General features: G+C 68.2%; 19 protein-coding genes and 1 pseudogene. 7 read left to right on the top strand and 13 right to left on the bottom strand.

Annotation, left to right across the window (positions count from 1 at the left end; all coding sequences use genetic code 11):
- Positions 1–161: 161 nt before the first annotated feature.
- The 9 genes from M8H82_RS35625 to M8H82_RS35585 form a co-directional block, all read right to left on the bottom strand.
- A complete protein-coding gene (locus tag M8H82_RS35625) occupies positions 162–506 on the bottom strand; it encodes a hypothetical protein (RefSeq protein WP_250079761.1) in 345 nt (114 codons plus the stop codon).
- 451 nt (positions 507–957) lie between these two features.
- Entirely contained in the window at positions 958–1257 is a 300-nt protein-coding gene (locus M8H82_RS35620; protein ID WP_250079759.1) for a hypothetical protein, read from the bottom strand.
- A 1036-nt stretch (positions 1258–2293) separates the two neighbouring features.
- Entirely contained in the window at positions 2294–2551 is a 258-nt protein-coding gene (locus M8H82_RS35615) for a hypothetical protein (protein ID WP_250079756.1), read from the bottom strand.
- 148 nt (positions 2552–2699) lie between these two features.
- Positions 2700–3191, bottom strand: coding sequence for an EF-hand domain-containing protein (locus tag M8H82_RS35610; RefSeq protein WP_250079755.1), 492 nt, complete (start codon positions 3189–3191; stop codon positions 2700–2702).
- A gap of 781 nt (positions 3192–3972) precedes the next feature.
- The gene (locus M8H82_RS35605) at positions 3973–4431 is read right to left on the bottom strand and encodes an indole-3-glycerol phosphate synthase (RefSeq protein WP_250079752.1); all 459 of its coding nucleotides are present in this window, start codon (positions 4429–4431) and stop codon (positions 3973–3975) included.
- Positions 4432–4778: 347 nt separating this feature from the next.
- The gene (locus tag M8H82_RS35600) at positions 4779–6149 is read right to left on the bottom strand and encodes an SDR family NAD(P)-dependent oxidoreductase (protein ID WP_250079750.1); all 1371 of its coding nucleotides are present in this window, start codon (positions 6147–6149) and stop codon (positions 4779–4781) included.
- A gap of 211 nt (positions 6150–6360) precedes the next feature.
- Complete coding sequence (locus tag M8H82_RS35595) at positions 6361–7926, bottom strand: prenyltransferase/squalene oxidase repeat-containing protein (RefSeq protein WP_250079749.1); 1566 nt, start codon at positions 7924–7926, stop codon at positions 6361–6363.
- Positions 7927–8011: 85 nt separating this feature from the next.
- Positions 8012–8752: an HAD family phosphatase gene (locus M8H82_RS35590; protein WP_250079745.1), complete on the bottom strand. Its 741-nt coding sequence runs from the start codon at positions 8750–8752 to the stop codon at positions 8012–8014.
- A complete protein-coding gene (locus M8H82_RS35585) occupies positions 8749–9663 on the bottom strand; it encodes a cytochrome P450 (protein ID WP_250079743.1) in 915 nt (304 codons plus the stop codon). Before M8H82_RS35585 ends, M8H82_RS35590 begins: the two co-directional genes overlap by 4 nt.
- Positions 9664–10367: 704 nt before the next feature.
- Between M8H82_RS35585 and M8H82_RS36705 the strand changes: the two genes are divergently transcribed.
- Complete coding sequence (locus M8H82_RS36705; RefSeq protein ID WP_308293307.1) at positions 10368–10844, top strand: hypothetical protein; 477 nt, start codon at positions 10368–10370, stop codon at positions 10842–10844.
- 144 nt (positions 10845–10988) lie between these two features.
- Here M8H82_RS36705 and M8H82_RS36700 read toward each other — a convergent pair whose 3' ends face one another.
- Positions 10989–11390, bottom strand: coding sequence for a hypothetical protein (locus M8H82_RS36700; protein ID WP_308293306.1), 402 nt, complete (start codon positions 11388–11390; stop codon positions 10989–10991).
- Between the two features lie 560 nt (positions 11391–11950).
- On the opposite strand from M8H82_RS36700, the gene M8H82_RS35575 reads away from it, so the two are divergent.
- Both M8H82_RS35575 and M8H82_RS35570 read left to right on the top strand, forming a co-directional pair.
- Positions 11951–12685, top strand: a complete 735-nt coding sequence (locus M8H82_RS35575; RefSeq protein ID WP_250079741.1) for a tectonin domain-containing protein — start codon at positions 11951–11953, stop codon at positions 12683–12685.
- Between the two features lie 287 nt (positions 12686–12972).
- Entirely contained in the window at positions 12973–13362 is a 390-nt protein-coding gene (locus tag M8H82_RS35570) for a hypothetical protein (RefSeq protein ID WP_250079739.1), read from the top strand.
- A gap of 30 nt (positions 13363–13392) precedes the next feature.
- Here M8H82_RS35570 and cyaY read toward each other — a convergent pair whose 3' ends face one another.
- Complete coding sequence (gene cyaY / locus M8H82_RS35565) at positions 13393–13725, bottom strand: iron donor protein CyaY (protein ID WP_250079738.1); 333 nt, start codon at positions 13723–13725, stop codon at positions 13393–13395.
- A 529-nt stretch (positions 13726–14254) separates the two neighbouring features.
- Here cyaY and M8H82_RS35560 point away from each other — a divergent pair.
- Complete coding sequence (locus M8H82_RS35560) at positions 14255–15319, top strand: 5-methyltetrahydropteroyltriglutamate--homocysteine methyltransferase (RefSeq protein ID WP_250079736.1); 1065 nt, start codon at positions 14255–14257, stop codon at positions 15317–15319.
- 235 nt (positions 15320–15554) lie between these two features.
- On the opposite strand, the gene M8H82_RS36585 is transcribed toward M8H82_RS35560, so the two are convergent.
- Together M8H82_RS36585 and M8H82_RS35555 are read right to left on the bottom strand one after the other, a co-directional pair.
- Complete coding sequence (locus tag M8H82_RS36585) at positions 15555–15689, bottom strand: hypothetical protein (RefSeq protein ID WP_284049748.1); 135 nt, start codon at positions 15687–15689, stop codon at positions 15555–15557.
- 241 nt (positions 15690–15930) lie between these two features.
- Complete coding sequence (locus M8H82_RS35555) at positions 15931–16230, bottom strand: helix-turn-helix domain-containing protein (RefSeq protein ID WP_250079734.1); 300 nt, start codon at positions 16228–16230, stop codon at positions 15931–15933.
- A 139-nt stretch (positions 16231–16369) separates the two neighbouring features.
- Between M8H82_RS35555 and M8H82_RS35550 the strand changes: the two are divergent.
- The 3 genes and pseudogenes from M8H82_RS35550 to M8H82_RS35540 all read left to right on the top strand — a co-directional run.
- Positions 16370–16831 (top strand): annotated as a pseudogene (locus M8H82_RS35550) (ATP-binding protein); the annotation flags it as partial.
- Positions 16832–17334: 503 nt separating this feature from the next.
- A complete protein-coding gene (locus M8H82_RS35545) occupies positions 17335–17685 on the top strand; it encodes an STAS domain-containing protein (protein ID WP_250079733.1) in 351 nt (116 codons plus the stop codon).
- A gap of 386 nt (positions 17686–18071) precedes the next feature.
- Entirely contained in the window at positions 18072–18944 is an 873-nt protein-coding gene (locus M8H82_RS35540) for a helix-turn-helix transcriptional regulator (RefSeq protein ID WP_250079730.1), read from the top strand.
- Positions 18945–19253: the final 309 nt, after the last annotated feature.

Here is a 19253-nt window from a genome sequence, read left to right as displayed (position 1 = left end):
GGGACGACTGTGCAGCCGACGGTTCGCGCTCCCAGGTGGCTCGACGAGCCTGGACGAGTTAGCAGCCGGTACACGAGACGGTGAGAGGACGACGCCTGCGCCGTGCGCCGATCGAACAAAGCAGGCCAGGGACGCGACCGCGCCCCGGGCCTGCCGGTACGTCAGCCGAAGACGACCGACCGCACCTTCAGACGTTCCGAAGCCCCACCGGTGTGCGGACGGAGGGGGAACGAGTCACCCTGGCAGTTGGGCTCGGTGAAGACCATCGCCCAGTCGTCCGTGCGGTTCTTCGGCGCATGGCCGGGCTCGGGGTTCTCCCAGCCGACGCCGGGGAGGTCGATGCACTGGCCGCTGGCCGGGTTGTTGAGGAAGCCGGTCGCCTCGTAGCCCTCGACGGTCACGTAGTCGTAGCGGAACTGCCCCGAAGCGGCCGAGGCGGAAGCGGGCACAGCGGCAAGGAGCAGGGCAGCGCCGAGAACGGCGGTGCAAGCGGAACGGAAACGCATCGATGGGTCTTTCTGCTGGTGGGACGTTGCCGTGGCCATCACTGCCCGCTCAGCACCCCCGCACCCGCGTCTCACCCGAACGGGCGGTGACGAAACGACTCTGCACTCCACCAGGCGGCGCCACCGCCACGGCCGTACACCTGAGGGCGCAGAAGCTGCTCACTGCCCTCCCCGTTCCCCCGCCCACAGCCGCTGCCGACGGTGGCCGGGAGTCCAGGAGGCCTCATGCCTGTTCCCCTTGGCCCGGACCCACCACGCAGGTCACCGGACGTTCAGCATCTTCATCTCGGCGATGCGGACGGTGAACGTGCTCCCCCCGGGTCTCGCTCAAGGTTCCGGCGCCGCCGAGGCCAGGCGCAAAGGGGCCAGGGGTTGACCCCCTGGTGAGCGCCGCCACGCGACACCCGGCCCTCCGTCACGGGGCAGCGGGGGGCCGGGTGTCGCGGGCGCCTCAGACGGTCGAGGCGATCCAGCCGACCTTCTCGTTGCCGTGGGTGCCGTCGCTCTTGGCGTTGGTCGCGTAGACCTCGTTCATCCGGATCAGGAAGCCCTGGGGGGTCACGTCCGCGATCCGCAGACCGGGCGTGTGAGGGCCGCTGAAGGTCTGCACCTGTGCCAGGACCACCACCTCCGCCCCATCGGGGAAAGGGGTGGGGAAGTCCACGCGGGTGAAGGTGGACGTGTTGCCGCCCCGGGTCTCCACGGGGTGGTCGGAGCGCAGGGTCAGCGAGCCGGTCTGCGTCATGCTCATGATCTTTTTCTCCCCTTCATCGAGTCTTCTGCCTGTCCTGGGACAGGCACGTCCGCCAGCCCGCTGAAGACGTCGGCCGTGTCGTCGCCCTTCATCCTGCGTACGCCGGGACGGCGCTCCCGGCCAACCCGCGACAGCCGGGCTGGCGGTGCTTCTCGAATGAGAGCATCACCCCACCCCGCCCGATCACACTCCGCTAGCATTCAATAACTGAAAGTGATGTCACCTGGCGTGAGAAGGCCTCTTGCGTCCCTGCGGACACCACCCACAGGCCTGCCACCTGCGTCAGCGGCCCTCACGGGGTGCCGCCGACACCGGAGCCGGAGGCCTCTGCCCACCGCGGGCGTCACCCCCAGGAGTGGACACGACGGACACCCGACAACCCGTCATTCACCGGCGCACACCGGCACTCCACCCGGCACCGCTCCACATCACCCCGACCGGGCACCACCGCCCGTCGCTCACCGGGGCCCAAGCACACCCCTCGCGGACGAACCGGGAGCCTGGCCCTGCGACAGCCCCGGCACGAGCGCAGGCCTATCCGTCCCCGGCCACGCGCACGGTGCCGGGAACTGCCGGACGGCACCGGCCGGGCAGGGCTCCAGACGCCCGGCCGGCACGGGTTCCGCGGTCCAGTCGCCGACAGCGGCGCGCTCGGCGGCCGTCATCGCCCGCGGATCGCGGACAGCAGACCCGGACGGATCGGTACGGCCCGGACCGAGGGCCGGCGTGCTTGCTCTGCTCACCGCCCCACTCTCCCCGGCGCCCGTGCCTCCCCGGGGCCGCCCTTCGCACAGATGCCGCGTATAAAAGGGCCAGCGCCGCAGGAAGGCTTGCCCCCTGACCAGGCCAGGCGTGCGTGGAAGGTGGGTGCACCTGCGGGCAGCACCTCCGGTACACCTCCGAGTCCGCTGGCGCAGACAACGGTGCAGGCCCTGTCCGGTGTGAACGTCACGAGGCGGCGGGCACGCCGGACAGGCTCACACACGCTGGAGGTTCGGGTCTTTGGCGGTGCGCTTGGTGAGAGTGCTGCTGGTCAGTGGCCGAGCGGTAGGGCGTCAGCGGCCTGGTCGATGACGTTGCCGGTGGAGCAGTTGTTCTTGTGGTTGCTGGTCCAGTCGCTCAGGGCGGGTACCACGGCGAGTTCCTGGAGGCACACCTCGGCGGCGCTGAAGTTCCAGTTGTTCGTCGCGTTGGCCCCGCTGCCGAAGTTGCTGTCGTTGTCGGCGAAGGCGGGCGTGGCGGCAGAGAGGGCCGCGGCGGCCAGCAGGCCGCACGTGATGATCTTTCGCATGGCCGGTGAACGTCTCCACCCGCCCGCAGGTCACGGGGCGGGCTTCCGCTGTCCGGCCGATCTTGGCTGCGGGACGGGTCAGGCCGGTGACACACACCGGCCGTGCCGGCACCGTATGCCGGCACGGCCGAGTGGCCCGGGGGCCGTCCTACTGCGGGGCGTAGGACCGCTTGACGTGCTGGACGCACTCCTCGCGGGTCAGGAAGCCGTCGCCGTCGGCGTCGATCTGCTGAAACTCCTCCAGAGAAGCGAGCTGGGACAGGCCCTTGGCCTGCTGCCAGGTCATCCACTCCGCCAGGGAGATCCTGCCGTCGTCGTCGGCGTCGGCCGTCTCCAGGACGGCGAGCTCGAAGGGGATGGCGACCTCGTCGAGGAAGGCCGGGCGGCGGTAAGCGGCGACGAACTCCCGGGCGCTGACCTTCCCGTCCCCGTCCGCATCGGCGCTGCTGTGCAGCGCCTGCCACAGCCTGTTGCTCAGGTCGGTCACCCGCCGCCAGCCCGCCGAACCGGGGAGGACACCGGCCCGTGCCAGCGTCTGCTGGACCATCTGGTCGATGTCGACCTGCTCGATCACGCCGTCACCGTCGACATCGCACTGCCTGAACATCGCCTGGAAGCGGTCGCGTTCCGTCTGAGTCACCACAGGGTTCACCTGTTCCTTTCTAACCGGGGATCTTGTTCGCCAACGTCCCACACACCCCACCCGCAAGACGGAGATCCCATCCCCGATCACCCGAACGAGACCGCACACCACCCGCAAGGTGCCGCAAAGGCCCCTGAGCTGGGCTTTTATATGCGGGTATGACGACTGCGACAGGGCCCTGTGCCACCGAACCGCCCGCAGGACACCCAGGACTGCCCGAGCGCCGGCGGGATACGCGCCAAACGCCAGGCGGTGACGATCCCTGTCGCCACGGCGAGAAAGGGTGAGGCGGCCCGGCGGTAGTGCATCCCACATGCGCATCTGCGCGCCGGGCCTCACCCACGCACGCCAAACCGGCACGGGCCGCCGACTACCGGACTCGCACGGGCGCCCGACGGGGATCAAGCCGGGCCGCCGCCAGCCGGGATGCCCACCGGACTGAGTCCCTGTGAAGAACCTCTTGACGGCCGGCGGCTGGTCAACAGGCGGACAGGAATTCCGCCGCGTGCTTGGGATCGCGTAGCAGGCCATGACGTGTTCGCGGGCGAAAACGGACGCAGATTGTCACCACTGCGGGAGGCACCTCGGACCGGCTTGTTCGATGCTCACGACTTCGGGCGGCATCACCGGAAAACGGGTCCGCGACCAAGCGTCAGGCCGCTCTGCCCGCATGGCGCGAACCGCCCCTCGGCAGTGGAGCCGTCGCAGTGCCCCCCGAAGGGCCTCCGGCAGCAACTGGAGGCCCCTTCAGTTGAGTAGATCGAGGCCTTCCGATCAGTCACTCTTCGCCGTTGTGGGCGTGAACCTTCACCGCCGGCACGCCAACCTTGGTACGGGCACGCGCCGCCCAGTCCCGCTTGAAAAACTCCTCGACCAGATCGTCGCCAATCAGCACGACCAACTCATCTGCGCCAGTCTCCTCGACCACGGCACGCAGCAGCTCCAACGGATGGCCGTCGATCACCCGGCCGGTAGCTTCGGCACCGGTATCCCGCAGCGCACGGATCGACTGCTCCAGGGCGAGGGCTGCCGGCCGAAGGGCTGCCTCACCCTCGCCCGTGCTGCCCGCTGCGCCCTCTTCGAGGGGGGTGTCATCGAAGGCGCCCAGTAGCTGCTTCTCAGCCCCATTGGGCAGTGTCAGGACCACGAAGGACACCTGGTCCTCGTGGAGGCTGGTGACGAAGTCGACATCGGTGGCGGTCAACGGCTGCGAGACCAGCAACACGGTGGTGAACATGGAGCTCCTCAGGGACGACACGGCTACATGCGCTCAGTAATTACATTGTTGCGCACTGTTATGCACTGCGCGGCCCCTGAGGACCGAGAAGGACGGCGCCGCCCTCGATCGCAGCCCGCCCGAACGCGACATCACAGCTCCACCCGGGGCTCTCCACGCGGAACCGGAGCCCTGTCCGTGGCAGGTCACGAACCTGTGGTGGTGCGGACGCCGAGACTCATCGTCCTCGACCAGGCCGAGCGGCTGCGTTGCAGCCGTCGGGCTGCGTCATGCGTCCGCGGGCCAGCAGTGGGACCAACGGTGGCTGGCCGAGTCGCCGCTTCGGGTGGCGAGTTCTTTGGCGGTTTTCACCGGGCTGGGCCGGCGGGCTGGAGGTGGAAGATGCGCAGGTTGCGGCCGGAGCGGTCGCTGTAGGTCTGGTAGCCGGTGGACAGGGTCGTGAGGATCTTGTGCCAGACCTGCTCGCCTTCCGGGCCGTCGAGGAGGCGGCCGGTGACGGGGATCTGCCGACCGGCGATGGACACGGTGGCGGCCGGGGTTTTGAGGAGGTTGTTCGTCCAGGCGGGGTGGTGTTGGAGGCCGAAGTTGGAGCCCACCACGGCGTAGCCGCCGTCGTGTTCGACATGGAAAAGGGGCGTGGGGCGGGGCCGGCCCGTGCGGGCGCCGGTGGTGGTCAAGAGCAGGGAGGGGACGCCCAGCGTCCTTCCGACGCTGAAGCGACCGCGAGTTCTGTCTTGGAGGAGGGTGTCCAGGGGCACCATGGCGGTACGCATGACGGCTCCGGCCCAGGGGGTGGGGGCGATCTTGTTCATCAGCCGGAAGCCGAGACCGCGGGCGGGGAGACGAGCGGCTGCCGGTCGGCGGGAAACCTGGGCCTTCCCTCTGCCGACGGGGGTGGCGTAGTTGCGTCGGGCATTTCCGCCGAGGGCGGCCAGGCTGCGGAACGCGGTGGGAGCCATGGCATAGGCCCGGTACATGGCCGGCAGGTAGCCCGGGGTGTCGACGATGTCCCGGCGCTTGATGATGCCGTGGACGATCGCGTCGGCGATCTGCTCGGGCGAGGAGACGGGGAGAAAGTCGGTGATGCGCGGCATCCGCTGGGAGGGGACGTGACGGCCGAAGAACTCGGTGCCCGCGACCGTCCCGGGCCGTACGAGCATCACGTGAACCGGCGATGTGGCGAGTTCGGCGGCGAGGACCTGGGTGTAGGCGTTGATCGCCGCTTTCGCCGCCGCGTACGCGGCCGAGGGGCCCTTGGGCAAGACAACACCGGCGGCCGAGCCCATGTTCACGATCGTTCCACCGCCGGCGGCCTGCATGAGCGGCAGGGCCGCCTTCACGCTGTAGACCATGGCGTCGTAGCCGGTACGCATCGTGCGCTGTGCGTCTTCGACGCTCATGTCGGCGACGTCGCGCCACTGCGTGAACGCGGCGTTGTTCACCAGTACGTCCAGCCGGCCCTCTGCCGCATGTACGTCGGTGATGCACTGCTCGTAGGCGTTCCGGTCGGTGACGTCGACGCGGTGGAAGACGACGTGGTCGCCGAGCCCGGCGGCCTGCACTTGCTCCGCGCCGGTCTTGAGGTGCCCGGGGGAAATCTCGGCGGCGTGCACGCGCGCGCCTCGCCGGGCGAGTGCCTTGGTGGTGGCGAGGCCGATGCCCTGGGCGCCTCCGGTGACCAGGCACACCTTTCCCATCAGCTCGGGGGCGGTGCTCATGCGGCGGCTGTCGTTCATCACGGATGCCATCCAAATCTCGACATGGGCCCCCGCAGCTGCCGTCGCTGACGGTTGAGAGCTGCGAGGACGTGGGGGCGGGTGGCCACGAAGGGGCGGCCGACGGACCGGGTCCCGCCCGGCCCTGCGGGCGGGGAATGACCCGGTCTCGTTCTGGCGGGAGAGGGGCGGTCGCGGACCGGGATCGGGACGGCTACACGGACAGCGAGTGCGTAGACGCGGGTGCTACGCGGTGGGAGAGGTGGCCGAAGGCCATGAGCGTGAAGATGTCGCCGAGGACGGGGATGCGGAAGACGAAGGGGCGGGGACCGATGGAGTCGGAGATCGAGTCGATGCTTCCTTCACTGTTCTGGCGGGCCATCAGATAGCTGACGCCGGCGGCGACCGGCTGGGGGTACGGCTGGTAGCACAGGGCGATGATGGCGTAGGCCGTGCTGACCGGATCGCTGGCCGAATCGGGCTGCTGGCCCCATCCCCCGTCGGGGTTCTGGGTCCGGATGATGTGGTCGAGCGCCCGCGTCCGCAGGACGTGCGCGTGGGGCGCGTCGAGCTGTGAGACGGCCAGCACGGCACGGAACACGCAGTGGAGCCTGCTGGCGCTCCAGTCCGGTGGGAAGGTGCCGTCCTTGCGCTGCCCGGCGGCGAGGTAGTCCAAGGCGCCGGTGAGGACGGCGGAGTCGCGGGGCGGTCGGCAGGAGAGTGCGTTGATCGCAGCGGCGGTCATGCAGACTTCGGAGGGTGCGCCGGCGACGTAGGTCGGGAAACCTCCGTCAGGGCCGCGGGTGGCGAGCAAGGCCTGCCGGCCGCTTTCGATGGCCTTCTCATGGGCGGGGTCGTCGTGGGTCTGGAGCAGTTCGAGAATGACCGAGGTGTCGTCGATGTCGGTGACGTCGGCGATGTCCGTGACCGACCAGCCGCCGTTCGGCTTTTGTCGGCGGACGAGGTTGTCCGTGATGGCCTGGATGACGTCGTCCGGCGCGCCGGCAGCCAGGAGGGCCACGCCCGCCGTGGCAGTGCACCAGGTGTCGGTGTCGGTGAAGAAGGGGATGCCGCCGTCGGGGCGCTGGGCCTTCAGAAGTCGGTCCACTCCGCTGCGTACGAGGGGGGCGTGTCCGCCCAGTCGGTGCAGGGCGTGGAGGGTGGACAGGTGGACCAGGAGGTTGCCCTCCCAGATCTCGTCCCGGTTTTGGGTGGACAGCAGCAGGTGCACGTCACGGTCTTCGATCTGGTGGCGTATGCCCGACGCGGTGGCCAGGATGACCTTCACGGCCGTCGTCTGGGCCTCGGCCCAGGGATGAAGTCCGGCGTTGGAGAGGGCCGTTCGGTCCGGTACCGGTTGGGCGTCGATGTCGGCGCCGCAGGCGATGAGCAGGGCCTCGAAGGTGGCGCGCTTGCGCCGGCTGGTGAAGTCGGGGGCCTGGGCGATGTAGGCGTCGAGGTCGACCGACCGGCTGTCGGCCGGGCTGCCGCACACTGCCGCGATGAGGGCCTGGTCGAGGGGGTCGGCGGTGGCTCGGCGTCGTTGCAGGTATCCGGCGATCCGCTCGGCCCGGCCGGCACGGTCGGGAAAGTCCCGCAGCAGCGACAGCGCGAGCGCGGACTCCAGCACTCGGCTCCGGCAGGGGTCGCGTACGCCCCCGTCGGGGTCGACGCGCTCGATGACGTACGTCCTGAGCCGGTCCATCGCGGTGCGCCAGCCGGCAGGCAGGGCGTTGTCCGGCCAGGGAGTGAGATGGGGCGGTGTGCTGCGAACACGCATGAGATCACCTCTCAGAAGCGACGCGGAGGGTCGCAGGTGGGAGACAACGGGCGGACAGGGGCGTGGTAGGGGTCCGTACGGCTCGTCACTCCGGCCGTGTCGCGGGGGCTGCCAGAGCGGCCAGTTCGTCGATACGGTCAATGACCCGCCATGCGTGCGAATGCAGCGGGGTGTTGTACGGGAACGCCATGAGCACGCCCCGCCCCGTGCAGGCAAACATCCGCAGGTCGTACCTGCTGTCGCCGACCACCAGTACTCGGCTGGGATGCAGGCGGTGCCGGGCGCAGAAGTCGTGGAGCTGGCGGTGTTTGAGGTCGGCGGCGTCGATCGTGAAGCGGACGGAGGCCAGTGCGTCGGTGTCGTCGAAGCCGAGTTGCACGTTGCTGTACCGGTCCGTGACGCCCAGGCGCGCCGCCATGGGCTCCACGTAGGTGCCGAACGAGGCGGAGATCAGGCCCACCCGCAGCCCGGCCCGCTGGAAGCCGCGGATCATCGGTGTCACCGACGGCCGGAGCCTGATCTTGGAGAAGACGGTCTCGACGGCTGGGCGGTCGAGACGGCCGTGAGAGGTCAGCAGGGCCAGCAGGCGCTGGTCCGCGGCGGCCTGGTCGAGCAGCCCGGACTCGGATTCGCGGATCAGGTCGGTCAGCCGCTGGAGGGGGATTCCCAGCGCCGCGAGGAGTTCGGTTGCCGAGTTGTCCAGGGTCAGTGTGTCGTCCACGTCAGCGATCACCGCGTCGAACGGACGCCGGTGTCCTTCGCGTGTGGTGGGCGGCGAACTCGTCGGATCCGGGACGGTGGCGTGGCAGTCGAGCGGTTCGGTCATGGCCTTACCCGCAGAGCCGTCAGGGCCCGTAACGGGAAGGTCGGCCGGTACGCCGGGCTGGCCTCCGGGGCTGCGGACAGGGCCGGGAAGCAGGCGGCCATCTCCTCCAGCGCGATCCGTAGTTCCGCTCGGGCCAGAGCGGCACCCACGCAGTAGTGCGTGCCCCTGCCGAACGCCAGGTGCGCGGCCGTGGGCCACCGTCCGGGAAGACATCTGCCCGGGTCCGGGTAGCGGCCGGGGTCGTGGTTGCCGGCCCCGTACAGCAGCAGCACTCTGCTGCCTGCCGGCAGGACACGGCCGGCGACCGTCGCCTCCCGCACCGTGGTGCGGTACATGCCGACCACGGGGCAGTCCAGCCGCAAGCCCTCCTCGACGAGGTCCGCAACCGCGACCGTGCCGTCCACCAGCGCGGCCCAACCTCCCGGGGAGCGGAGCTGGTGCCTGACGGTGATCGCCAACGCCTGCGCGAGCGTGGTGTGACCGGTGATGATCAGGGTCGGGATCAGCGAGGCCACCTCGTCCGGCGAGAGCCGGTGGCCATGAGGGCTCTCGTGCAGCATGGTGCTGATCAGATCGCCCCGCGGAGCGGACAGGCGCTGCGCTGTCAGCTCCCTGGCGAACTCGCCGAACGCACGCAGCCCCCTGGCATACTCCCGCAGCTGCTCGGGGGTGTGGTCGCGGCCGACCATGAGCTGGACCTTGTAGTCGGACCAGCGCAGACACGCCTGGTGATGCTCGTCAGGGATGCCGAGAAAGCGCAGGATCACCGTCAACGCATACGGCAGCGCGAAGTCGGTGACCACATCGAACTCCGGGGCCCCGGTGAGAGGCCGCAGCAGCCGCACGGCGGTGGCTCTGACGTCTGCCTCTGCGGCTTGCAGGGCCCGTGGGGTGAATCCCGCGTTGATCACGGACCGGACCCTGGTGTGTTCGGGCGGATCCATCTCCCCCAGCGACGCCGACGCGCCACTCCAACTGCTCAGCATGTCCCGCACATCCGCAGGCAGCTCCGTGGAAGACCGCGGTTTGTGATCGCGCGCGGAGAAGTCCTCGTCATTGCGGAGGATCGCCGCGATGTCGTCATACCCCGTCACACACCACGCCTGAAGCCGCGCGGAGTGAACATTCCGACCGCGGCCCCGCAACTCCGCCAACGCGAGGTAGAGGCCATCCCGCTCGAGGTCCCAGGCATCGGACCCCGCCGGCGGCTTTCCTCCGCCAGCTAATCGTTCTGCCAAGAATGCCTCCAGGCGGATCGCATCTACGGGGACAGACGGACGTCCCGGCCCCGTGCTTCCAATGGGACACCGACCACCCGTCAGGACAAAGTCGCCCAAACCTCGCGGACGAGTGGCCGACTGGATCGCCGATCATCCGGTTGGGGGGCGTGCGAGGGGATCCGGGTATCTGTCGCAAGCCCTCGCCGTCGGCGCTGCCAGGACCACGTCAGAGTCGGCGTGCAGTGTCGGATCCCACCCCCAGCGGCTTGCACCAACAACTACCCTGCACATTGACGCGAGTTCGGAGAATTACGTGTAAACCACCGGTAGGGGGGTTTCGGTAGCTCATCGGCTCCCGGTCTGCGCCATCCGTGCACGCCCGGCGCACTGACGGCGTGCTCGGCGCCCGCGAGCAGCAGACGGCGATGCCGACTTCACTCGCCGCGCTGGTGAGGCAGAGCTTGTCGCCGGATCCCGTTCGTGGATGGCTGCGTGCGCCAGCCGTGGCCGGCAGCAAGCCGCCCTGGTGCGTCGAACGAGACAAGGTCGCCGTCCGCGCGAACGACGGCAAGCAGCAGCGCCGCGACCACCGCCTGTGCAACGCGGAGGACCACTACCGGCTCTGGATGCGCAAGCGCTACGGCGTGCGGCTCATTCTCTCCCGCCACCAACGACTGCCCCACCGCACGACCACTGAAGGCCCCGGGCGTGAGCGCCTCAGGGCCTTCGTCCTGCCGCCGTCCCGGCTACCAGGCAAACGTCACCCTCACCGGCGCGTTCGGGCAACCGGCCATCCCTTCGGTGAGCGCCTGGCACTCCGCGTCGTCCACGGTGAGCTGCCAGCGCAACTTCACCGCCACCCAGTCCGCTGAGTACGCGCACCGGTACGCCTCGGCCGGCGGCAACCATGTCGCGGGGTCCTGGTCGGCCTTGGACCGGGTGGAGCGGGCGGTGACCGCGATCAGCGCGCGGTCGTCACCGAGGTCGTTCGCGTACGCCTCGCGCTCCTTCGCCGATCACGTCCCTGCGCCCGAGTCCCAGGCTTCGGCGAGGGGCACCATGTGGTCGACGTCCAGGCCGCCCACGGCGTCCACGTAGACGTCGTCGTAGGGGCTGTACCACTCCCCTCCCGAGAGAGCGCAGCGTTCGCCCTGCTCGGGGGCGATGAACGCCTCCGCCAGGAGTACTTCCTTGCGAGTGTTGCACCCGTCCCTGTCGGCGTCCGTCCAGTGCTTGAAGGAGGTCCGCATGTAGCCGGCTCGGGTCTCATCCGCGGCGGGTAGCACTTTCAGCGCCTCTTTGAGCGGCAGGGCCAGGGTGCCGCCCGGCTCACCCAGCGGGCCGCCTTCGGCGTGGGCGGGCAGGGCCAGGGCGGCGAGCGCGGCTGTGGCGGCCACGAGGGTGGCGACAAGACGCACGAGAGAGGCCCCTTTCAAAGAACCGGACTGGTCCAGTCGTAACGGGACCGCGCACCCTGCCGGGGCGCCTCGGCGACCGGTTCACCCCGGCACGCGAAAAGTCGCACCGCACCCGCACGTGAGAGAAGGGCTTCCGCGGTGACTTTGATCCCGGCCGAACCGGTCTTTCGCCAGGGCAGGGAGTGGCGCCAAGGGTCACCCACGCACCGCGACGCCGGGAAGCAGCGCTGGGACATCGGCAGGACATGCTGTCACGCAGCGTCAGTCCGGTTTCCTGGTGGCCGAAACTGGCGTGCTGTTACGTAGTAGGTGACCTGGTGGTGGCGTCGGCACCGGGGATGCGTGGGCCCCTACCGACGGGAGCAGTTCGCCGTTGCTCGTGTGAGTGACGCCTGATCAGGCCGATAAATGCGGCGGTCAGCACGTTACCGAACAAGGGGCAATGGGCTGGCGCGCAGTGAAACATCGGTTTCAGGTCTGCTTGTCATTCCAATCCCATCGTGACACTCCGCAGTTGAAGGAACACTGTGAGTGTCATTCCCGACGAAAGGTAACCAGGCATGCCCGAGTGGAAGCAGATCCGCGGAAACCTCACAGCGATCTCAGCCGGGTCGCGGACGAACGTCTGGGGCGTCAACGGCGCCGGCAACATCTACAAGTACTCCGGCTACGACGACCTCGCCTCCAGCCCGTGGATCCAGATCCCCGGGAGCCTCTCCGACATCGGGGCCGGCGCTGATGGCACCGTCTGGGGCGTCAACCGCAACGGCAACATCTACCGCTACGCCGGCGACCAGGAGGAAAGCGCGGACCAGTGGGTCCAGATCCCCGGCAGCCTGACCCGCATCGCGGTCGGGTCGCGGACGAACGTGTGGGGAGTCAACGAAGCCGGGGACATCTACAAGTTCTCCGGCTACGACTTCCTCACCCCGAGCCCGTGGATCAAGATCCCCGGGAGCCTCTCCGACATCGGGGCCGGCGCTGATGGCACCGTCTGGGGCGTCAACCGCAACGGCAACATCTACCGCTACGCCGGCGACCAGAACAACAAGAACCACTGGTTCGAGATCTCCGGCAACCTGACCCGCATCGCGGCCGGGTCACGGACTAACGTGTGGGGCGTCAACTCCGGGAACAGCATCTACAGGTTCTCCGGCTACGACGACCGCACCTCCAGCCCGTGGAACCAGATCACCGGCAGCCTCACCGACATCGGAGCCGCCGCCGACGGCACCGTCTGGGGCGTCAACGCAGCAGGCAACATCTACCGCTACACCGGCGACCGACAAGACTGACCACACCCACAAGATGACGGAGCCCCCGGCTGCCATGCCTGCCGGGGGCCACCCGTTTTCCGGGAAGCCCGCACGCGTGCTGCGGCTCGGCAGACCGCGCGAGCGCCGCTCACACCTCAGTGCAGCCGCACGGTCGCCAAAACGTGTCCGGTGCTCAACGCTGACGGCGGCGGCTGAACAGCGCCTGGCGCAGCGTCGGGTAGGACTGCTCGGGTTCGGGGCGGCACTCGGCGCAGTACTGGCTACCCTTGGGCAGGGCGATGTCGTCGTCCTGATCCTGGGCGCTCGTGACCCTTCGTCCGCATGCCTTGCACGACGCCGGCACCGGTACCGGCAGCACCCGGTGCAGGGGCGAGCGGCTCGGATCCCCAACCACCGCCCAATGCGCCCCACTGCAGCTGCAGGGCTGCGTCGCGTTCGGCTCGGCAGGCCTCGTCCCGGGCGGCATAGGCGTCGTAGTCCTTGGGATTGGCGAGCGCATCCGTGAGGGTCTCCCACTGTCCTTCCGTCCCCTTGGTCTCACGCAGCAGCAGGTCCGGCAGGACCGCATCCTCGATGAGGCCCGGGAATCCGCCGCCCCACTTCGGCTCATGCGGCTCTTCGGGATCAGCGACGGCACCGCCATGCGCTATGTGTCCGCTGCCCGCCTCGAGCGCACCGCCAAGCTGCCCCGGTGAGCATGAGGCGGAGAACGCCGGCGCGGCAGGTCAGACTTTGTCGAAGTCGTGCTTCTCGCCACCGCGCTCCACCACGATCCGCTGCAGCACCTCACCGAGACGTTCGTTGGTCTGTTCGCACACCCACTCGTCCCGTTCCTCGCTGTAGTGGAAGTGGAACGGGCCGCTTCGGTCCGCCAGCCACATCTGACGCAACGGTGTCATCCGATCGAAGACCCACGTGTCGCCGTTGCCGAACTTGACGGTCAGCACACCGGCTGTCTGCTCGCTGGTCAGGTCCAAGCGTGATTGGTCGAACAGGTTCACCAGCTTCTGCTGCGTGGCGTCCACAAGCTCGTTGAAACGGGCCTCACTCAAGGTCATCTGCTCGCCTTCCTCGAAATCAGTTGATCAGCGTGTCCTGACAATCACCCACTGTTAACGCGAAGATCAAGTCGCAATCGCGTTGATCACTCGGACGCATGACGGTCGGAGTCATCACCGCGGATGGAAGTCCGCAACCCGCAGGCGGTCACCTCAGAGCGGAAGGCTGGGCGTGCGGGTTCCGGGCCATCCACGTCCAGGATTTTGCGAACTCGCGCGCCTTTGCTGCGGCAAGTGGAGTCACCGCGATCTCTCGCGCTCATGACAGTACGCTCAACGCGGGAACCCGACGCTGACCTACGCCAACGCACAAGCCCTCACTGTCTCTCACTTCACTGTCACAAGACCGAGAGATCGCACTCGGCCGGCAGGCAAGGTGAGACAAAGACGCGTTCAATGCAACGGGGTGATCTTGATGCCTGATCCGCTACTCACGGACACGTCCGATCGGGTGACGTAGAGCGCCCACTCCCCCGGGTGCAGGCCGATGTGGTGGGTCGCGGCATGTGGGACTCCTAGGGTTCCCGGTATGAGCATCCCCACGGAACCGATGGGCAGCATCCCCCGGCCTCAGTACCTGCTCGAGGGCATGGCCGCACACACGGCCGGCCGACTCGACCTCGCCGGCCTGACGCAACTTCAAGAAAGGGCCGTGAGCGAGACCATCACCCGGCTGGAGGCCACGGGAAGCCCCGTCGTCGTGGACGGCGACCAGTCCAAGTCCAGCGCCTACACCTATGGCCTCACCGGACTCGCCAACCTGGCTCCGGACGGTTTCGTCATCCCCTACACCGACGGCCACACCCGGCAGATCCCCCGACTGATCTCCGGACCGTTCCGGTACGGGACTTACGCGCAGACCTACCTGCGCGCCGCATCCAAGGTCGCCAGCCGTCCGGTCAAGCAGACAGTCGTCGCACCCTCCTTCCTCAGCCTTCTCTACCCCGCCGAAGGCATCTCCGGCTACACCCGCGAAGCCTTCCTGAGCGACCTCGCCAACGAGAGCGAGAAGGAGATCCGCGGCTGCCTCGCCGCGGGCGCCGCCTCCGTCCAGCTTGACTACGGCCATGGGCGGCTGTCCCTCAAGCTGTCCCCGAGCGGGGAAGCACTGCGCGACTTCATCGCGCTCGACAACGAGGTCCTCAGCCGGTTCAGTGCGGCCGACCGAACCAGGATCGGAGTGCACACCCACCCGGGTGCCGACCAGGACTCCACACACAGCCTGGACGTCGACTACACGGAACTGCTGCCCGAGCTGTTCCGGCTGAAGGCCGGCAGCTTCTACCTCCAGATGGCGAGCGAGGCTGAGCCGGAGCGGGCACTCAAGGTCGCCCGCGACTACTCAACCGATGACCAGCGGCTGTTCATCGGTGTGACCGATCCGATCGACCCCCGGGTGGAGACCGCCAAGGAGGTATCGGAGCGGGTACTGCAAGCAGCCTCGCACATCCCCGTTCAGCGGCTCGGCAGCTGCGACGACGCCGGGTTCTCGCCGTACGCCGACGACACCTCCACCTCCCGCGAGATCGCCTTCGCCAAGATCGAAGCACGCGTCAGGGGAACCCACATGGCCGCCGAACAACTCGGCCTGTAACGCACATCCTTCACCCCGCCGCAAAGGCACCCCGCCCCCGCCCCACCCCCAAGGGCGCGGCGCTCCTGCCGCGCACAAGTCTCTCCACCGCGCGTACCTCTGGTGAGGGGCGGTCGAGCCAGCGGCCACCATCCGGTGCTCCTCACCCTTGTACAACGCTCGAGGGCTGGGCGGGCCCTCAGGTGTACAGCTCACGTGCCGACTGCGTGATGCACGGAGCGGCGGAGCGGGTGGTTTAGGCGAAGTTGAGGACGGTGCGGCGGACACCGGGCCGGGTGAGGGGGGTGACGCGGTGGGCCGTGGTGTCGCTGCGCAGAAGGTAGGCGTCGCCCGCACGGTGATGGGCCCGGTGTGCTCGGCCGGTGTCCAAGTCGGCCAGCGATTCGGCCCTAGGGACGTACTCCAGCAGGCCACCGTCGGCGGGAGTGCGCGGGGCTTCGAGGAAGCGGAGGGAGTTGGCCCGCCTACAGCCCGAAGGCCCCGCCCTCGATCAGGATGAGCAGACCGATCGCGATAAGCACCAGCGGCAGCAAATATGGCCCAGCGGTGAGTGCCTTGGCGACGAGCACGTTCCGCAACTGTGATCGCGGCAGTCGGAAACCGTTGAACTTTCAGTGTTGGCTGTCCTGCGGGGTGAAGAGTTCCAGCAGTCCCTTGACGGGCACGTGTGCCTCCGCCGGATGGCGAAGCATGGCGTCCCTGCACAGGATGTAGCGCGTGCGCCGTCCCGCCCGCTCGCGGCTCAGGTAGCCGTCCTGTTCCAGGGCGGCGATGAGGCTCTGGGCGGTTCGCTCGGTGACGTGGCAGGCTGCGGCGATGTCGCGAAGACGGGCGTCAGGGTTTTGCGCCAGCACCAGCAGCACGCGTGCGTGCTTGGAGAGGAAGCCCCACTTCCCGGCCTGCTCGTCCATGATCTGCCGTCCCTTCGCCCACGGCAGTGAATACCCGCAATTATTTTCCGGAAACAAGCTTCCTAGGAGAGGGCTACTGCGAGGTTCCGGGGGTAGGCGGGGTGGACAATGCACGACGCTTCGGAAGTGAGGCGGGCCCATGGATGCTGCTGCCCAAAACGAGGGCCAGGAGCCACTTTTCGAGCGTCGGATCGCGGCCTGCGCCGCGTTCGAGGGCAGCGCGGACATCGCCGAGGCCCGGGATATGGCCCGTGACTTCCTCACCTCCGTGCAGGCCGAGCACGGGCTGCCGGTGTCGGCTCGGGCGATGGGCATGGTGCAGCTGGTCGTGAGCGAGCTGGTCACCAATGCCCGCAAGTACGCGCCGGGCCCCTGCCTGCTGGACTTGGAGATCGTTGAGGGCGCCGTCCAGATCAGCGTGTGGGACAGCAGCAGCAACCCGCCATCGGTGCAGGCCACCGACCCGACGCGGCTGGGACAGCACGGCCTGGAAATCGTCATGGCGGTGTGCCAGACCTTCTGCGTCCACCGGGAGCCGGTGGGCAAGCGGATCACCGCAGCCGTCGTACTCGCCGACGACCCCGGCGGGGACGCCGCCGGCCACCTGACCCTTAAGGTCGCGAGGTCCAAGGCTGGAGTGTTCTTGCCGGACCGGGTCGGGCGGCACGTCATGAGGGTGATCCCTGTTCGCCGATCTCAATCCAGGACTCGTGGAGCGCTCGGAGCACCGCGTCTCTGTGCTGGATCGTCGTCGGCTCGTACTGATACCCCAAGCTCCATGGCCGCCACGTCAACGGGATGGCAGCCCAGCAGCCCCTTCAGGCGACAGCACCACACCTGTCGTAGTGGCTAGACTCCCGATCAATGGCGCTGAGCTCCACCAACGTGAACCACTTGCTTACGCCACAGCCCAGAACCCCAGAGAACACGCAGCTGCCGGACGCGACCGCGCTGGACGGTGAGCTGGTCGTATGGGACGCCGCCGGCCAGCGTCGCAGACGCGCTCACCGCGCCCTGCATGTCCCCGACCGCACTGTGGGCAGCCTGCTTGTGGGCACCAACTCGTCCCCAAGCGAAGGAGCAGCGGGTGCAGGCGAGGACTCTGTGACAGGCGACCGCGTCCCGGCACAGCCCGGCCAGCCGACGGTCGACGGCATCGAGGTCGTGACCTTGAGCGGGGAGATCGACTACAGCATCCGCGACCATCTGCGGTATGCGCTGCTGCCACCCGACGGTGCCCGCCCGCCGCGGACCGTTGTCGACCTCAGCGGCGTCACGTTCATCGACTCCACCGGCATCAATGCCCTCATCGCCGCACACCGCGCCGCCACCAGCGCCCACGGCTGGCTACGTCTGGCCAACCCTCAACAGGCCGTGCTGCGTCAGCTGCAGTTCCTCGGCGTCGACGCGGTCATCCCCTGCTACCCCGCCCTACGACAAGCCCTCAGCACCTGAACCAGTCGTGCGGCCTTTCACACGCTGGTCCCAGTGCCGCGACCACTCCCGTGGACAAGTACGCAGCCGGCAGCCGATCACCCTCCCCATGGGCACCTGACGGCAAAAGCGTCGTCACCTCGCGACAGCCATGATCACTACGGCTGCCTGACATGAGCTGGTGACACCCATCCCGCCCTGGCTGACGCCCACCCCGTGCCACCGCCGCACCCATTCACAATCCCTCCGCATAGACCGACTGAGGTCCCTGCCGCGAGGCACATGACACCGTCACCATCCGTTTCAGCCACCCGGCGAACAAGACGGCATGGCGCATGATCAACAACCTGGACTGCATGGCAATCTGCCTACCAGCAGGACGACTTGGAGCCGGAGGTAGACCGCTCGTGGCGGTGAACAGCAACCCCACCGTCAGGAGACGCCGTCTGGGAGCCGAGCTTCGCCGGCTCCGCCTGGCCAGTGGGCTGAAGAGCACAGAAGTGGCCGAGCGGCTCATGGTTTCCCAGCCCAAGATCAGCCACATGGAGAACGGCAACCGCGCCATCAGCCCCCGCGACGTACGCGACCTGTGCGCGATCTATGAAGTCACCGACCAGCACGTCATCGACGCACTGATCGACATGGCCAAGGAATCCGGACAGCAGGGCTGGTGGCACGCCTACGGCGACATCCCCCACAGCGTCTACATCGCCCTGGAAACCGACGCCGCCTCCCTCCACCTCCACGCGCCGGCGATGATCCCCGCTCTGCTGCAGACCCCCGCATACGCCCACGCAGTCATCGGGGAAACGATCCCCCTGCTCACCGTCGAAGAGGCCGACACCCGTCTGAAGGTGGGGATGCGCCGCCAGCACCGGATCTACGACCTGGCCCGACCGCTGCGGCTATGGGTCGTCCTGGACGAAGCGGCCCTACGCCGCGTCATCGGCAACCCGGAAGTCATGCGCGAACAGCTCGAGCACCTGAACGCCCTCGGCGCCGAGCCGCACATCACCGTGCAGGTACTCCCCTATACCGCGGGCGCACATCCAGGTCTGTCAGGACAGTTCACCATCCTGCGGTTCGCCGACAGCTCCGCGCGACCGGTGGTGCATCTGGAGCGGTTCACCAGCGACCTCTACCTGGAGAAGCCATCCGACGTACAGCACTACAGCGTGCTGTACGACCACCTTCAGGCCCAGGCGCTCAGCCCCGACAACAGCCGCGACTTCATCACCGACGCCACCAAGACCTACATCGACGCAGCAAGCCACCTCTGAGTGCGGTTTGCGAGTTGATGTCCGGTTCATCATTGGGCTTGAGTGAGAGGTGCTGTTCGGACCTCCACGCCGGAGAAGAGCGCGAAGGGGCCCGCCAGGGTTCATCACCAAACTCGGCATCGTCGCCGACATCCCCGGCTGAGCTGCACCTTTGACCTCACCCTTGGTTCAGGTACAACACTCGGTGCATGAAGACCACAAACAGCAGCAGCATTCTCCTCCGCAACACCATGCGCATCACCGACGGCCACCTCGATGGCTTCCGGCACGCCATCGCCCAGGCGGTGGCATTCGCTCAAGAGCACGGCC

The organism is Streptomyces sp. YS415, assembly GCF_023544665.1.
GTDB lineage: Bacteria > Actinomycetota > Actinomycetes > Streptomycetales > Streptomycetaceae > Streptomyces.
The sequence above is the reverse complement of the archived record's forward strand: the minus strand, read 5'-3'. Positions and strand labels throughout refer to the sequence as shown.

Bases quoted from the DNA above. Each gene is read 5' to 3' on its own strand.
- M8H82_RS35625 (WP_250079761.1), bottom strand. From the start codon at position 506: ATGCGTTTCCGTTCCGCTTGCACCGCCGTTCTCGGCGCTGCCCTGCTC.
- M8H82_RS35605 (WP_250079752.1), bottom strand. From the start codon at position 4,431: ATGTTCACCACCGTGTTGCTGGTCTCGCAGCCGTTGACCGCCACCGAT.
- M8H82_RS35590 (WP_250079745.1), bottom strand. From the start codon at position 8,752: ATGACCGAACCGCTCGACTGCCACGCCACCGTCCCGGATCCGACGAGT.
- M8H82_RS35620 (WP_250079759.1), bottom strand. From the start codon at position 1,257: ATGAGCATGACGCAGACCGGCTCGCTGACCCTGCGCTCCGACCACCCC.
- M8H82_RS35595 (WP_250079749.1), bottom strand. From the start codon at position 7,926: ATGCGTGTTCGCAGCACACCGCCCCATCTCACTCCCTGGCCGGACAAC.
- M8H82_RS35555 (WP_250079734.1), bottom strand. From the start codon at position 16,230: ATGGACGAGCAGGCCGGGAAGTGGGGCTTCCTCTCCAAGCACGCACGC.
- M8H82_RS35615 (WP_250079756.1), bottom strand. From the start codon at position 2,551: ATGCGAAAGATCATCACGTGCGGCCTGCTGGCCGCCGCGGCCCTCTCT.
- M8H82_RS35575 (WP_250079741.1), top strand. From the start codon at position 11,951: ATGCCCGAGTGGAAGCAGATCCGCGGAAACCTCACAGCGATCTCAGCC.
- cyaY (WP_250079738.1), bottom strand. From the start codon at position 13,725: ATGACCTTGAGTGAGGCCCGTTTCAACGAGCTTGTGGACGCCACGCAG.
- M8H82_RS35600 (WP_250079750.1), bottom strand. From the start codon at position 6,149: ATGAGCACCGCCCCCGAGCTGATGGGAAAGGTGTGCCTGGTCACCGGA.
- M8H82_RS35560 (WP_250079736.1), top strand. From the start codon at position 14,255: ATGAGCATCCCCACGGAACCGATGGGCAGCATCCCCCGGCCTCAGTAC.